At 61.0% G+C, this 12,197-nt stretch carries 14 protein-coding genes; 7 read left to right on the forward strand and 7 right to left on the reverse strand.

The features are described from left to right. Positions 1 to 146: 146 nt before the first annotated feature. Positions 147 to 428, forward strand: coding sequence for a pyocin activator PrtN family protein (locus HAQ05_RS23425; protein WP_190425266.1), 282 nt, complete (start codon positions 147 to 149; stop codon positions 426 to 428). Positions 429 to 431: 3 nt separating this feature from the next. Here HAQ05_RS23425 and HAQ05_RS23430 read toward each other — a convergent pair whose 3' ends face one another. Continuing rightward, positions 432 to 1,538 (reverse strand): site-specific integrase, encoded by a 1,107-nt coding sequence (locus tag HAQ05_RS23430; RefSeq protein ID WP_190425269.1) that lies wholly within the window; start codon positions 1,536 to 1,538, stop codon positions 432 to 434. 107 nt (positions 1,539 to 1,645) lie between these two features. Between HAQ05_RS23430 and dusA the strand changes: the two genes are divergently transcribed. Together dusA and tal are read left to right on the forward strand one after the other, a co-directional pair. Continuing rightward, a complete protein-coding gene (dusA, locus tag HAQ05_RS23435; RefSeq protein WP_190425272.1) occupies positions 1,646 to 2,650 on the forward strand; it encodes a tRNA dihydrouridine(20/20a) synthase DusA in 1,005 nt (334 codons plus the stop codon). 145 nt (positions 2,651 to 2,795) lie between these two features. After that, entirely contained in the window at positions 2,796 to 3,725 is a 930-nt protein-coding gene (tal, locus tag HAQ05_RS23440; RefSeq protein WP_190425275.1) for a transaldolase, read from the forward strand. Positions 3,726 to 3,903: 178 nt separating this feature from the next. Here tal and rssC read toward each other — a convergent pair whose 3' ends face one another. Beyond that, a complete protein-coding gene (gene rssC, locus HAQ05_RS23445; RefSeq protein ID WP_190425277.1) occupies positions 3,904 to 4,386 on the reverse strand; it encodes an anti-sigma factor antagonist RssC in 483 nt (160 codons plus the stop codon). Further along, positions 4,383 to 5,567 carry a two-component system response regulator RssB gene (gene rssB / locus HAQ05_RS23450; protein WP_190425280.1) on the reverse strand — a complete coding sequence of 395 codons (1,185 nt, stop codon included), beginning with the start codon at positions 5,565 to 5,567 and terminating at the stop codon, positions 4,383 to 4,385. The genes rssC and rssB overlap by 4 nt, the downstream gene beginning before the upstream one ends. A gap of 277 nt (positions 5,568 to 5,844) precedes the next feature. Here rssB and HAQ05_RS23455 point away from each other — a divergent pair, with 277 nt between their 5' ends. Beyond that, positions 5,845 to 6,153, forward strand: a complete 309-nt coding sequence (locus HAQ05_RS23455) for a PilZ domain-containing protein (protein WP_238935068.1) — start codon at positions 5,845 to 5,847, stop codon at positions 6,151 to 6,153. A gap of 15 nt (positions 6,154 to 6,168) precedes the next feature. On the opposite strand, the gene HAQ05_RS23460 is transcribed toward HAQ05_RS23455, so the two are convergent. Then, the gene (locus tag HAQ05_RS23460; protein ID WP_190425285.1) at positions 6,169 to 6,864 is read right to left on the reverse strand and encodes an MlaA family lipoprotein; all 696 of its coding nucleotides are present in this window, start codon (positions 6,862 to 6,864) and stop codon (positions 6,169 to 6,171) included. Positions 6,865 to 7,025: 161 nt separating this feature from the next. Between HAQ05_RS23460 and HAQ05_RS23465 the strand changes: the two genes are divergently transcribed. Then, a complete protein-coding gene (locus HAQ05_RS23465) occupies positions 7,026 to 7,292 on the forward strand; it encodes a DUF4404 family protein (protein ID WP_190425288.1) in 267 nt (88 codons plus the stop codon). Positions 7,293 to 7,307: 15 nt separating this feature from the next. Here the strand turns inward: HAQ05_RS23465 and queF are convergent, their stop codons facing one another. After that, on the reverse strand, positions 7,308 to 8,135 hold the full coding sequence (queF, locus tag HAQ05_RS23470) for an NADPH-dependent 7-cyano-7-deazaguanine reductase QueF (RefSeq protein WP_190425291.1): 828 nt from the start codon (positions 8,133 to 8,135) through the stop codon (positions 7,308 to 7,310). Positions 8,136 to 8,229: 94 nt separating this feature from the next. Between queF and HAQ05_RS23475 the strand changes: the two genes are divergently transcribed. Next, the gene (locus HAQ05_RS23475) at positions 8,230 to 8,910 is read left to right on the forward strand and encodes a heavy metal response regulator transcription factor (RefSeq protein WP_190425294.1); all 681 of its coding nucleotides are present in this window, start codon (positions 8,230 to 8,232) and stop codon (positions 8,908 to 8,910) included. Beyond that, positions 8,907 to 10,259, forward strand: a complete 1,353-nt coding sequence (locus HAQ05_RS23480; RefSeq protein ID WP_190425297.1) for a heavy metal sensor histidine kinase — start codon at positions 8,907 to 8,909, stop codon at positions 10,257 to 10,259. Before HAQ05_RS23475 ends, HAQ05_RS23480 begins: the two co-directional genes overlap by 4 nt. Here the strand turns inward: HAQ05_RS23480 and HAQ05_RS23485 are convergent. Together HAQ05_RS23485 and lolD are read right to left on the reverse strand one after the other, a co-directional pair. Next, complete coding sequence (locus HAQ05_RS23485; protein WP_190425300.1) at positions 10,250 to 11,494, reverse strand: lipoprotein-releasing ABC transporter permease subunit; 1,245 nt, start codon at positions 11,492 to 11,494, stop codon at positions 10,250 to 10,252. The genes HAQ05_RS23480 and HAQ05_RS23485 overlap by 10 nt on opposite strands. A 13-nt stretch (positions 11,495 to 11,507) precedes the next feature. Then, a complete protein-coding gene (gene lolD, locus HAQ05_RS23490; protein ID WP_190425423.1) occupies positions 11,508 to 12,191 on the reverse strand; it encodes a lipoprotein-releasing ABC transporter ATP-binding protein LolD in 684 nt (227 codons plus the stop codon). Positions 12,192 to 12,197 lie beyond the last annotated feature (6 nt).

The following is a 12,197-nucleotide window of genomic DNA, read 5'->3' on the forward strand; positions in this document are numbered from 1 at the left end:
GCCACGGCTCTTAAGCACGGCGCGCCTGACTGGTTCGATAGTGAGGAAAATATCGCTGAGCACACAACGATAAAGCGGATTGACGCAGCCATCGCCAAAGCCACCACCTAACCCCGACCGCCGCCCCGGGCGGCCTGGAGAACGACATGAACACAACTTTTTTGCTTATGGCCCAGTACGATGGGCAGGCTATCATCCCGCTCGAGCGGGTATGCACCGATTACTTCAGCCACCTCACGCCGGAAAAGATGAAGGCAAAGGTGGCTGCGGGGGAGATAGACTTGCCGCTCGTGCGCATGGAGGGCAGCCAGAAGGCTGCGCGCGGGGTGCATTTGAACGACTTGGCCGCATACTTGGATGCCCAGCACCTCAAGGCCAAGACAGAGCATGAAAAGCTAATGGGAAGGCGCCTCAAGCGCGTTTCCTGACCCCTACCGGGCCCCGATCGTGGGGCCCGTTATGATCTTCTGTATCCATTCCCACCCCGCATAGCGGTCCCCCTTCCCTCTCAGGTGCGTGTATCTGCGCATCGAGTTCCAATCCCTGTGGCCTGACACCGACGCCACCTGCGGGATATCCCACCCCAATTCAAATAGCCGACTCACTCCATCGTGTCGCAGATCATGGAAATGCAAGTCCTTGATTTCCAGGAAGTGGCACGCCCGAGTAAAGGCAGTGCCAATGGTTCTAGATTTGTAAGGGAAGACGAATTCCCCCGCACGGGGCATCGACATCATGATGGCCCAGGCCTCATCAGGCACATGGCACCAGACGTCATTGCCCCATTTCTGGCCAGGGTTTTTCATGTCTTTGATCAGCACGGCCTGGCGCTCAGGGTTGATAGCGTCCCAGCGAATGCGGGTTATCTCCTCCTGCCGGCGGGTGGAGAACAGCGCGAAGGCCACCACTCTAACCATGTCGGTCTGCTGCCGCCGCCTGTCGCGCATATCGGCGAAATACCCAAGAATGCTTTCCAGCTCTTTCAGCGTTGGTCGGCGATCACGCTCCTTGCTACTCGCAACAGCCCCCATTTTCTTTAGAACGCGCCGCGCATGAGCCATTGCGGTTTCGTCGACATCATAGCCCCAGGCTGGTTTTGCTACGGAAAGAACAGCACCCAGGTGGGCCAGGTCGTTCCCCACAGTCTGAGCCTGCACCCCGTCCTTCTGCATGCGCTCGTTGGCATACTCGACGATATGCTGGCTAGTGAGCTGAGAGTCTTCCAGGGCCCCCAGGGGCGTCTTGCCGATGGCTGTGAGGGTGGCGCGCTTGGTCTTGCCCAGAGGGCGTATTTTCTCGTACTCCGCGAGATACCGCTCGATCATGCTCTTGATCGTCACGCCCTTGCGGCTGGCCTTCTCCAGGGCTCCAGGTGCAGCCAGTTCAGCTTCGCGCTTTTTGATCCAAGCCTGGGCGGTGGTCTTGCGGTCGAAGGTCTGCGATTCCTGATAAACTGTTGCGCCCTGCTTCATGATGCGGATCTGCGCGGTATACCCGGCCGATCCGTCCTTGCGCTTGCGAGTGGTGATGCTGCCCATCGTTTTTGCTACATGAGGTGAAGGGCTTGCTACAATGTAGCAACGAGCAACGGAAAACAAGGTTGAATGAGCAAAAACAATGGTGAACGGGGGATTGTCGAAAACCAATGAATCAGCAGTCAGGACGGGCAAATCAAGCAGATTCGGTATCTAGGAGATTTTCCGTTGCGCCCATGATGGATTGGACAGACCACCATTGCCGGTACTTCCACCGGCAACTCTCGCAACGTGCCCTGCTGTACACCGAGATGGTCACCACCGGGGCCTTGCTCAACGGCGATGCTGGCCGGTGGCTGCGTTATCACGAAGCGGAACACCCCGTAGCCTTGCAGTTGGGCGGCAGTGTGCCCGCAGAGCTGGCCGCGTGCGCACGGCTGGCCGAGCAGGCCGGTTACGATGAGGTGAATCTCAATGTAGGTTGCCCCAGCGACCGGGTGCAGAACAACCTGATCGGCGCCTGCCTGATGGGCCATCCGGCGCTGGTCGCCGATTGCGTGAAGGCGATGCGCGATACGGTCAGCATCCCGGTCACGGTCAAGCACCGCATCGGCATCAACGGGCGCGACAGTTACGAACAGTTGTGCGATTTTGTCGGCCAGGTACGTGATGCAGGTTGCCACAGCTTCACCGTGCACGCGCGCATCGCTATCCTCGAAGGCCTGTCGCCGAAGGAGAACCGCGAGGTGCCCCCGCTGCGCTACGAGGTGGCGGCGCGGTTGAAGGGCGATTTTCCTGATCTTGAACTGGTGCTCAACGGCGGCATCAAAACCTTGAGTGATTGCCTGGCGCACCTGGCAACGTTCGACGGGGTGATGCTTGGCCGCGAGGCCTACCACAACCCCTACTTGCTGGCCGAAGTGGACGCCGCGCTATTCGGTGGCCAGGGGCCGGCGATAACGCGTTATGGTGCGCTACTGGCTATGCGACCGTATATCGAGGCACACCTGCGCGAGGGTGGTTCGATGCACCATGTGACGCGCCACATGCTGGGCCTTGCCCAGGGTTTTCCAGGCGCGCGCAAATTCCGCCAGTTGCTCTCGGTAGACGTACACAAAACGGCCACGCCGTTGGCACTATACGACCAAGCGGCGGCGCTGCTGCACGGCCGCTAGCGGGTAGGCCAGCGCCATACCGTCGGAACCTCGCCGTGGTGCTGAACTCCAACGCCATATCGCTTTAAGGTAGCGCCGCACCGCCCCATTAAGGGGCGGGGGGTGCTAAGTTAATGTCGCTATTTCAACAGGACAGAGAACACTCATGACTTCCAAGCTGGAACAACTCAAGCAATTCACGACAGTCGTGGCCGATACCGGCGATGTGGATGCAATCAAGCGCCTCAAGCCCCAAGACGCCACCACCAACCCCTCGCTGCTGCTCAAGGCTGCATCCCTGCCAGGCTATGCCGCGCTGCTCAAAAAAGTGATCGGTGAGTCCGGTGGCAATGTACAAGTCGCCGGGGACGCCCTGAACGTGGCGGTCGGCAGCGAAATCCTCAAAGCCATCCCGGGCCGTATTTCCACGGAAGTCGACGCGCGATTGTCGTTCGACACCTCGGCCATGTTGAAAAAGGCCAACCACCTGATCGAACTGTACGAAAAGCACGGTGTGAGCCGTGATCGGGTGCTGATCAAGCTGGCCTCTACCTGGGAAGGCATCCGCGCGGCCGAGCAGCTCGAGCGTGATGGCATCCAGTGCAATCTCACCCTGTTGTTCTCTTTCGCCCAGGCCGCGGCCTGCGCCGATGCAGGGGTGTTTCTGATCTCGCCGTTCGTAGGCCGTATCTACGACTGGTACAAAAAAGCCAATAACACCGACTATACCGGCGCCGAAGACCCGGGCGTGCAGTCGGTCACGCGCATCTACGATTACTACAAAACCAATGGCTACAAAACCGTAGTAATGGGCGCAAGCTTCCGTAACACAAGCCAGATCGAACACCTGGCCGGCTGCGACCGCTTGACCATCAGCCCTGACCTGCTCGATAAGCTGGCCAGCGACGAAGGCCCCTTGCAGCGCGTGCTCAAGCCCAACACCAACGGCGAAGCCAAGCTGGCGCTGGATGAACCTAAATTCCGTTGGCTGAGCAACGAAGACGCCATGGCCACCGAGAAACTCGCCGAAGGCATTCGGCAGTTCGCCCGCGACCAGGAGAAGCTCGAGAAGCTGATCGGTGAATACAAAGGCTGATAAAACGCCCCCGCATGCAAAAGGGCGACCGCAGGGTCGCCCTTTTTGCGTGGAGCTTGCCACGTTTCATACCTTGCCTGCGTAACCGTCGCGGCGCGCAGAGCAGCCGCTCGGCTGGGTACCACCCAGCCCGTCCTAATCCTTTGGCCGGCCGCGCCGCGGACCCCACCAGGCCCGCCTAGCTGCGCTCCAGCGCATTCACCAGGTCGTGAAACGCCTCACGGTTAGAGTCGTTCAGGCCCATGAGGATCTTGTGCGCTTCCAACACCTTGGATTTGACCACGTCTTCATCCTGGTCCTGCGATGGCAGGTCGGTCAGGCATTCTGGGCAAGGAATCGGCGTTTCGACGATATTGAATACCTGATCGAAGCCCATCGACTGCAACAGCCGCGTGATGTCTTCATGGGTCGTCACCACGGTCGGCAGCAGCCCGACCTTTTGCCGCGACAGAATCGAGAGTTTGGCCAGCAACCCCAGCGTGGTGCTGTCGATGCTACGGGTTTCGGTCAAATCGATGATGATGGCCGAGAAATCCAGGGCGCAGAAGATTTTCTCGATCGTGGCATCCAGCGCCGAGCACAGCGTCAAGCGCACTTCGCCCACAAATTTCAGCACAAAGGTGCCGCCTTGCTCAGCGAACTGGATTCTACCGGTACTCATTCAAAATTCCTGCTTAGCACCATGAGAGCGATATCATCCGGCATCTCACCCAAGGTGGCCAATCCAAACTGTTGGCGCAAGCCATCCAGGCTACCGCCTGCTGCCTCGATGATGTGAGGCAAGGCAGCTTCTTTGTCTTTGAGTGTTTCACCTGGCAAAAGGTCCAGGATGCCATCTGAGAACAGGGTCAAACTGAAACGCTCAGGTAACTCCAGCACGTGGTCGTGGTAGCTGGCTTCGTCGAACAGCCCTACCGGCAAACCGCGCCCTTCGAGGTAGCGACCGCTGCCACCAGTGTATAGCACCGGAAGCGGCAAATGGCCACCAATGCTGTAGGTGAGGACGCCGCGCTGCTGGTCGATGACCCCGCCCACCATGGTCACGTGCTTGCCCAGCCGGCAGTTGAGCAGGCCGCGATTGATATGCGCCAACACCTGGGACGGTTTGAATTCAGGCAGGGCACCGTTGCGCTTGGACTCGAACATCAGCCGGGTGGTCATGAACTTGAGCAGCACTGTGACGAACGCCGACGAGGCACCATGGCCGGAAACGTCAGCCAAGTAGAACGCCAAGCGATGCTCGTCGACGCGGAAGCAATCGACGAAATCCCCCGACAGATACAGCGAGGGGATAATCTGGTGCTCAAAGCGGAAACCGTCGGTCACCCATGGGCTGACCGGCAACATGTTCATTTGAACCTGGCGGCCAGCGTTCTGGTCTTCCTGCAACAAATGCAGGCTCGCCTCCAACTCGCGGTTGGCAGCCTCGAGCTTTTCCCGGTAACGCAGGTTTTCGCGCACCAGCCGCGAGCGGTCGAGGGCACGGGCCACCGAATGTTCAAGTACGGCCAGGTCTTCGAGCGGCTTGATCAGGTAATCCGCGGCGCCCAGGCGCAAGGCTTCGACCGCATCGGCCATCACGCCCGCGCCGGAAACTACGATCACCGGCGTATCGTAAGCGCCTTCATTGACCTTGCGAATCAGCTCCAAGCCGCCCAGTTGTGGCATGCGTAGGTCGCATACGATCAGGTCGGGTTTTTCCCGTTCGAATACCGCCAAGCCCTGCACGCCATTATTGGCCTGCAGCACACGAAAGCCGCTGTCTTCTAGATAAGCAGCAATGCTCGCGCGAACGACTTCGTCATCGTCGATCAGGAGCAGCGTTGCACTGGTGTTCGGCATGTGGGCAAACGGCGCCAGAAATTGGTTGGCATAAGGAAGGCTCGGCCGGGGCAGAACTCACTTACTGGATTCACTTCTGACACCCTGGCGATGTTCCAGGCCAGCAAGCCTGGGCGCGCGTTGCAGAGGTGCCCTATAAGGCGCAGACGGTACTCCCATCCGCTTGCCGTTTCAAGCATGCGCCGATGGTCGCGGCGCGACTTTACAGGCTAAATCGCTGGGCGTTATAAGAAACCTGAGTACCGTGCAGCACTTACATAATCAAGGGATGAACCTAATGAATCGACTCGACTACAGTGAAAAACGCGATTTCATCCGTATGAGCATAGGCGCCAAGATCACTGTGCGAGCGCAAGGCGCCAACCTGGACGGCACCTGCCACGACCTCTCCAGCAGCGGTATGCAGATAGAAGCACCCAGCAAACTGCGCGTAGGCGAGCAGATCGATGTCACCGTACCATCCCATCACCCCACGGTCGCGGATCTCGAAGCGCGCTGCGAGGTGGTACGGATTGAAGCGGCGCCGAACGACGCCCAGTTGCTCGGCTTGAGAATCATCGAAATGGACGGCATCAAGATCGGTTGAGGCCGCCCTGGGCGATCAGAAATCGTCTTCGACTTGGCCATCCTTGACCTTGAATTCCCGGTTCTGCAGGTAGGCATTGCGCAAGAATGTGTATTTGTCGCCACGGATCAGCTTCTCGGCCGACAGCAGATTGGCCCGGGTATCGACCATGTTCAGCCCGAAAACCGTGTTGCGCGTGGGCACATGGTCGACGTAGCGGTAGGGGTAGGTATAGGTATCCGGGTACTTGGCCACGGCGTCGCGCACGGTGCTTGGGCCGAGCAGTGGCAACATCACGTACGGGCCGCTGGGCACGCCCCAATAGCCCAGCGTTTGGCCAAAGTCTTCGTCGCTGCGCTGCAAGCCCATGCGCGTGCCGACATCGAAGAACCCGAGCACGCCGAAGGTGGTGTTGAAGATCAGCCGCGCCACGTCCTTGCCCGCCGCTGCTGGCTTGGCCTGCAGCACATTGTTGGCCAGGTTGGTCACATCGCCAAGGTTGTTGAACACGTTGTGCACGCCGTCTTGCAGAAACTGCGGCGTTACATACTGGTAGCCCTTCGCAATCGGCTTGAGCGTGTAGGTGTCGAGCGTATCGTTGAAGCGGAACACTGCACGGTTCACGCTTTCCCAGGGGTCGTCCTCGGCGGCCTGCGCAGCCAGCGGCGCCAACGCCAAGCTCAACGCCAAGCAAGTGAGGGGGCCGAAACGGCGCGCTTGGATGTGGCGCATCGGGTGTTTCCTCCAATGGTCGAATATCTTCAAAATTTGTCTAAAAACGCCCTAGTATAAGGAACACGCGCCGTAATACCACAAGCGTTGCGCTCTGCGCCCCAGAACCTTTACCCTTGCCGCCTGGTCAATGGAAGCGCCCGCTTTTGAAGGAGAACCTAATGCCTGTGCGCGAACTCGAAGAACAACTGACCGCCTTGCGCGATCAACTCGATAAAGAACCACCACTGTCGCTGGAAGAACGCGATAAGCTTGAGCAATTAATGCAGCAAATTGGCGCGCGCATCAAGGTGGAAGACGCAACACAGCAGCCCGACAGCCTGAGCGACGGGCTAACACTTGCCGTAGAGCGCCTGGAAGTGGAATACCCAAAGGTAGCGAGCGTGCTGCGCGACATCGTGCAAAAACTGGGTAGCATGGGCGTCTGACCCCCGTCCGCACCACTACTGGCGGGCAAACCGCCGGTTGGCCCACGTAAGCGCCTGGGTGCTGCGGTAGGGGTTGATGTCCAGGCCGCCACGGCGCACATAGCGCGCATATACGGTCAAGCGCTCGGGCGCCAATAACCTGAGCAGGTCCAGGAACATACGCTCCACGCACTGCTCATGGAAATCCGAATGCTGGCGAAAACTCACCACATAGGCGAGAAAACTCGCGTGGTCCAGCGCCTTGCCGTGGTAGTCCACCACCACCGTACCCCAATCAGGCTGGCCAGTCACCGGGCAATTCGACTTCAGCAAATGGCTGTGAAGCACCTCGGCCACCTGGCCTTGGCCACAGCGCAACTGCTCGGCGCTGGGGTGCTGGTACACATTCAAATGCACATCCAGGTCATCGATACAGGTTCCCGGCACCGCTTCGAGGCCTTCGGCCTGGGCCTGTGGCAAGGTCTTGAGCAGCACGTGCACCGGTTTGCCGGCGGCCGCCGAAAGGTCGCGTTCAAGGCAGGCTTGCGCGGCGGCGAAGCTGGCGAAAACAGTTTGGTTAAGCGAGTTCAGGTACAGCTTGAACGATTTGGACTCGATGATATTGGGCGAGTCGGCCGCAATCCGGAACTCGCCAATGGCCACCACCGGCCTGCCGGTGGGCAGCAGCCAAGACAATTCGTAACAATTCCATATGTCCACGCCTTGGTAGGGCAGGCGATCGGCGACCAGGCCGAGTTCGGCCCACTTGTCGGCACGGGGTATCGGGAACAACAGGCCAGGGGTGTAAGCAGTAACGTATTCACTGGCCTTGCCCAGCGGGGAATGTTCGGCGGCAGGGTGCATGGCAAAACCTGGTAGATAATTTCCCGGCTATTGTACCTGCCTTTGTTTATGCCCGCGCTAAAATGGACACCTTGCCCGCCACCACAGGCCCACCATGAAACTGCTGCTCGTCGAAGACCAAGCCAAGACCGGCCACTACCTGCGCCAGGGGCTGAGTGAAGCCGGCTACGCAGTGGACTGGGCCGACCACGGCCTGAACGGCCAACACCTGGCCCTGGCCGGCGACTATGCGCTGGTGATCCTGGACGTGATGCTGCCAGGCCGTGACGGCTGGCAAATTCTCCAGGCGTTGCGCAGCGCGGGCCACGATACCCCGGTGCTGTTTCTCACCGCCCGCGACTCTGTGGCCGACCGTGTTCACGGCCTGGAGCTGGGTGCTGACGATTACCTGGTCAAACCCTTCGCCTTCGCCGAGTTGCTGGCCCGTGTACGCACCTTGCTACGCCGCAGCGCCAGCCCCAGCCTGGCCACAACGCTGGAGCTGGCCGGCCTGCGCCTCGACATGCTGCGCCGGCGCGCCGAGCGTGAAGGCCAGCGCATCGACCTCACTGCCCGCGAATTCGCCCTGCTCGAACTGTTATTAAGGCGGCAGGGCGAGGTGTTACCCAAATCGCTGATTGCCTCGCAAGTGTGGGACATGAACTTCGACAGCGACACCAACGTCATCGAAGTGGCCATCCGCCGCCTACGGGCGAAGGTCGATGACCCTCATCCGGCCAAGTTGATCCACACGGTGCGTGGCATGGGTTACGTGCTTGAAGCGCGGCCGGTATGAACATCAGCCTCAGTGGCCGTATCGGCCTGCTGTTCGCCGCCTGCACCGCGGTTGTCTCGCTGCTGGCGGGGGTGCTGTTCAACCGTGCCAGCGAAGCGCATTTTCTGGAACTGGACCAACAACTGCTGGGCAGCCGCCTTCAGGCGTTGCGTACCGTACTCGGTGGCGTGAACGACCGGGCAAGCCTGGCCGCGCATTTACCTGCGCTGCAAAGTGAGTTGGCTCATGAGTCGGACCTAGGTTTGCGTATCCTCGGCCCGGATGGCCAGCTCTGGTTCGACGACCGCCCTACCCTGCTCGGCAGCCCCGCGCCGCCCGGCCTGACCCGCCTGCAGGGCATTAGTGGGGATTTTCGAGTGTTGCGAACCCCACTGGCCGGCGGCCAGGGCCCACAGTTGGAGCTGCTGCTCGACATCACTCACCACCAGCACTTCCTGCAGCGCATGCAGCGGCTGATCTGGCTCACCGTCGGCCTGTCGGCGCTGGCCACCGCATTGCTGGGGGCCTGGGCGGCGCGGCGGGCCTTGGCCCCGCTGAGGCGAATGGGCGAGGTCGCGGCCAGCGTATCGGCCACGTCGCTGACCACCCGCCTGCCCGACCATGCGCTGCCGGCAGAGTTGGCGGAGGTAGCACATACCTTCAACGCCATGCTGGGCCGGCTCGATGATGCCTTCCAGCGGCTCACGGCATTTAGCGCAGACATCGCCCACGAACTGCGCACGCCGCTGACCAACCTGCTCACCCACACCCAGGTTACCCTGGCCCGCCCGCGCCCCCTTGAAGACTACCGCGAAGCACTGCACGGCAACCTCGAAGAGCTGCAGCGCCTGGCGCAACTGGTCAACGATATGCTGTTGCTGGCCAAGGCGGAGCATGGCTTGCTGATGCCAGGCCACGAAGCGCTGGACCTGGCCCAAGAGGTAGACGCTTTGCTCGAGTATTACCGGCTGTTGGCCGACGAGTCCGGCATCACGCTGGCCCAGCACGGCCATGCCAACGTGTATGCCGACCGCGGCATGCTGCGCCGCGCGTTGTCCAACGTGCTGGAGAACGCGCTGCGCTTCACCCCAGCGGGCGGCCAGGTCACGGTCAACCTGCAACAAACCGCGGAAGAAGTCCGGGCTGAGGTGCACAACACCGGGCCAGGTATTGCCCCCGCGCGCCTGGCTCGGCTATTCGACCGGTTTTACCGCGAAGCGCCGGCCCGCCCCGATGAACACGGCGCGCAGCACGCGGGCCTGGGTTTGGCGATCACCCGTTCGATCGTGCGTGCCCATGGCGGTGGTATCCACGCTGAGTCCGGCCAAGGCTGGGTGCGTTTGGTAATCCGCCTGCCGGCTCATTCGTAACGCAGGGCCTGCGCCGGTTGCACTTGCGCTGCGCGCCAAGCCGGGTAGAGGGTGGCGAGGAAACTCATCACCAAGCCGGCGCAGCAGATCATCGCCACGTCGCCCCACTGCAACTGCGAGGGCAGGTTGCTGATGAAGTACACATCGGAGGTGAAGATGTGTTGGCCACTGACGCGCTCCATCCAGCCGACGATCCGGCTCACGTTGAGTGCGGCGATCACCCCCAGCACGCCACCCGCCACTGTGCCGGCGATGCCGATCAGCGAGCCTTGCACCACGAAGATTCCAAGGATCTGCCCGGGCGTGGCCCCGAGCGTGCGTAGAATGGCAATGTCGGTGCCCTTGTCGTTCACCACCATCACCAGGGTGGCGATGATATTGAACGCCGCCACTGCCACTATCATCAGCAACAACAGGCCGATCATGGTTTTTTCCATTTTCATGGCACTGAACAAGCTGCCTTGGGTGTGGGTCCAGTCATCGGCGCGGTATTGCGGGCCCAAGCCCTGGGCAATGTCGCTGGCCACTTGCGGTGCCAGCCACAGGTCGCGAACTTTCAGGCGCACGCTCTGTACCTGGGTGGGCTGCCAGTGCTGTAGCTCGGCAGCATCCTGCACATTGATCAGCGCCAGGCTGCTGTCGAGCTCCGCCCCCACCTTGAAGATACCCACCACGGTCAAGCGTTGCAGGCGCGGGGTGATGCCACCCGGTGCCGTGCTGACCTCCGGCACGATAAGGGTGACTTTGTCGCCCGGTGCCAGGCGAAAGCGCCGGGCGGTGATTTCTCCGATCACCACGCCGAACTCACCCGGTTTGAGCGCCTGCAAGTCGCCGGCCTTGATGTGCGAGGCCACGATGGACACCTTGCCCTCCTGGGCCGGGTCCACCCCGCTTACCTGGATCGGCTGCATCGCCCCCTTGAACGAGAGCATGCCGTCAAGCTGGGTGAAGGGTACTGCGGCCTGCACTTCAGGGTTCTTCATGGCGGCTTCGGCCACCGGCCGCCAATCGTCCAGCGGCTGGGTAGCCCCTACCGTGGCGTGGGGCACCATGCCGAGAATGCGCTCGCTCATCTCATGCTGGAAACCATTCATGACCGACAGCACCACGATCATTGCGAGCACACCCAGGGCCAGGCCAATCATCGAGGTCAGCGAAATGAACGAGATGAAATGATTGCGCCGCTTGGCCCGCGTGTAGCGGCTGCCGATGAAGATCGCTAGGGGTCTGAACATGTAAGCCTCGAAATCAGAGCGGGACCAAGTGGCCTTCGTCAAGCGTCAGCGTGCGGTCCATCTGCCGGGCCAGGGCCTGGTCATGGGTTACCACCAGAAACGCGGTGTTCAGCGACTGGGAAAGCTCCAGCATCAGTTCTTGGATACCCTGTGCCGTGTGCTGGTCGAGGTTGCCGGTGGGCTCATCGAGCATCACCAGCCCCGGCCGGTTGACCAGTGCACGGGCGATTGCCACCCGTTGGCGCTCACCACCGGAAAGCTCGGCCGGCTTGTGCGACAGCCGGTGGCCCAAGCCTACCCGCTCCAGTAGCGCGCTGGCGCGGGCTTTGGCCTCGGCGATCGGCGCCTTGCCGATCAGCAATGGCATGCACACGTTTTCCAATGCGGTGAACTCGGCCAATAAGTGATGGAACTGGTACACGAAGCCCAGCGAACGGTTACGCAGCAGCCCACGGTCGCGCTCGTTAAGTGCCGACAGTTCCTGGCCGGCCAGCCAAACACTGCCATGGGTGGGCGTGTCCAGCCCGCCCAGCAGGTTGAGCAAGGTACTTTTGCCAGAGCCCGACGTGCCGACGATCGCTACCCGCTCACCCGCATACAGCTCCAACTGCAGGTTATGCAGCACCACCACCGATTCGGGGCCCTCCTCGTAGGATTTGCCCAGGTTGCGGCAACTCAGCACGGCTTTGTCGTTCATGCGTGG

The sequence above is a fragment of the Pseudomonas typographi genome, assembly GCF_014694385.1.
Taxonomy (GTDB): domain Bacteria; phylum Pseudomonadota; class Gammaproteobacteria; order Pseudomonadales; family Pseudomonadaceae; genus Aquipseudomonas; species Aquipseudomonas typographi.

What these genes read in the sequence shown, in the direction of transcription:
- HAQ05_RS23425 (WP_190425266.1), top strand. Translation starts at nt 147, where the DNA reads ATGAACACAACTTTTTTGCTTATGGCCCAGTACGATGGGCAGGCTATC.
- HAQ05_RS23430 (WP_190425269.1), bottom strand. Translation starts at nt 1,538, where the DNA reads ATGGGCAGCATCACCACTCGCAAGCGCAAGGACGGATCGGCCGGGTAT.
- dusA (WP_190425272.1), top strand. Translation starts at nt 1,646, where the DNA reads ATGAATCAGCAGTCAGGACGGGCAAATCAAGCAGATTCGGTATCTAGG.
- tal (WP_190425275.1), top strand. Translation starts at nt 2,796, where the DNA reads ATGACTTCCAAGCTGGAACAACTCAAGCAATTCACGACAGTCGTGGCC.
- rssC (WP_190425277.1), bottom strand. Translation starts at nt 4,386, where the DNA reads ATGAGTACCGGTAGAATCCAGTTCGCTGAGCAAGGCGGCACCTTTGTG.
- rssB (WP_190425280.1), bottom strand. Translation starts at nt 5,567, where the DNA reads ATGCCGAACACCAGTGCAACGCTGCTCCTGATCGACGATGACGAAGTC.
- HAQ05_RS23455 (WP_238935068.1), top strand. Translation starts at nt 5,845, where the DNA reads ATGAATCGACTCGACTACAGTGAAAAACGCGATTTCATCCGTATGAGC.
- HAQ05_RS23460 (WP_190425285.1), bottom strand. Translation starts at nt 6,864, where the DNA reads ATGCGCCACATCCAAGCGCGCCGTTTCGGCCCCCTCACTTGCTTGGCG.
- HAQ05_RS23465 (WP_190425288.1), top strand. Translation starts at nt 7,026, where the DNA reads ATGCCTGTGCGCGAACTCGAAGAACAACTGACCGCCTTGCGCGATCAA.
- queF (WP_190425291.1), bottom strand. Translation starts at nt 8,135, where the DNA reads ATGCACCCTGCCGCCGAACATTCCCCGCTGGGCAAGGCCAGTGAATAC.
- HAQ05_RS23475 (WP_190425294.1), top strand. Translation starts at nt 8,230, where the DNA reads ATGAAACTGCTGCTCGTCGAAGACCAAGCCAAGACCGGCCACTACCTG.
- HAQ05_RS23480 (WP_190425297.1), top strand. Translation starts at nt 8,907, where the DNA reads ATGAACATCAGCCTCAGTGGCCGTATCGGCCTGCTGTTCGCCGCCTGC.
- HAQ05_RS23485 (WP_190425300.1), bottom strand. Translation starts at nt 11,494, where the DNA reads ATGTTCAGACCCCTAGCGATCTTCATCGGCAGCCGCTACACGCGGGCC.
- lolD (WP_190425423.1), bottom strand. Translation starts at nt 12,191, where the DNA reads ATGAACGACAAAGCCGTGCTGAGTTGCCGCAACCTGGGCAAATCCTAC.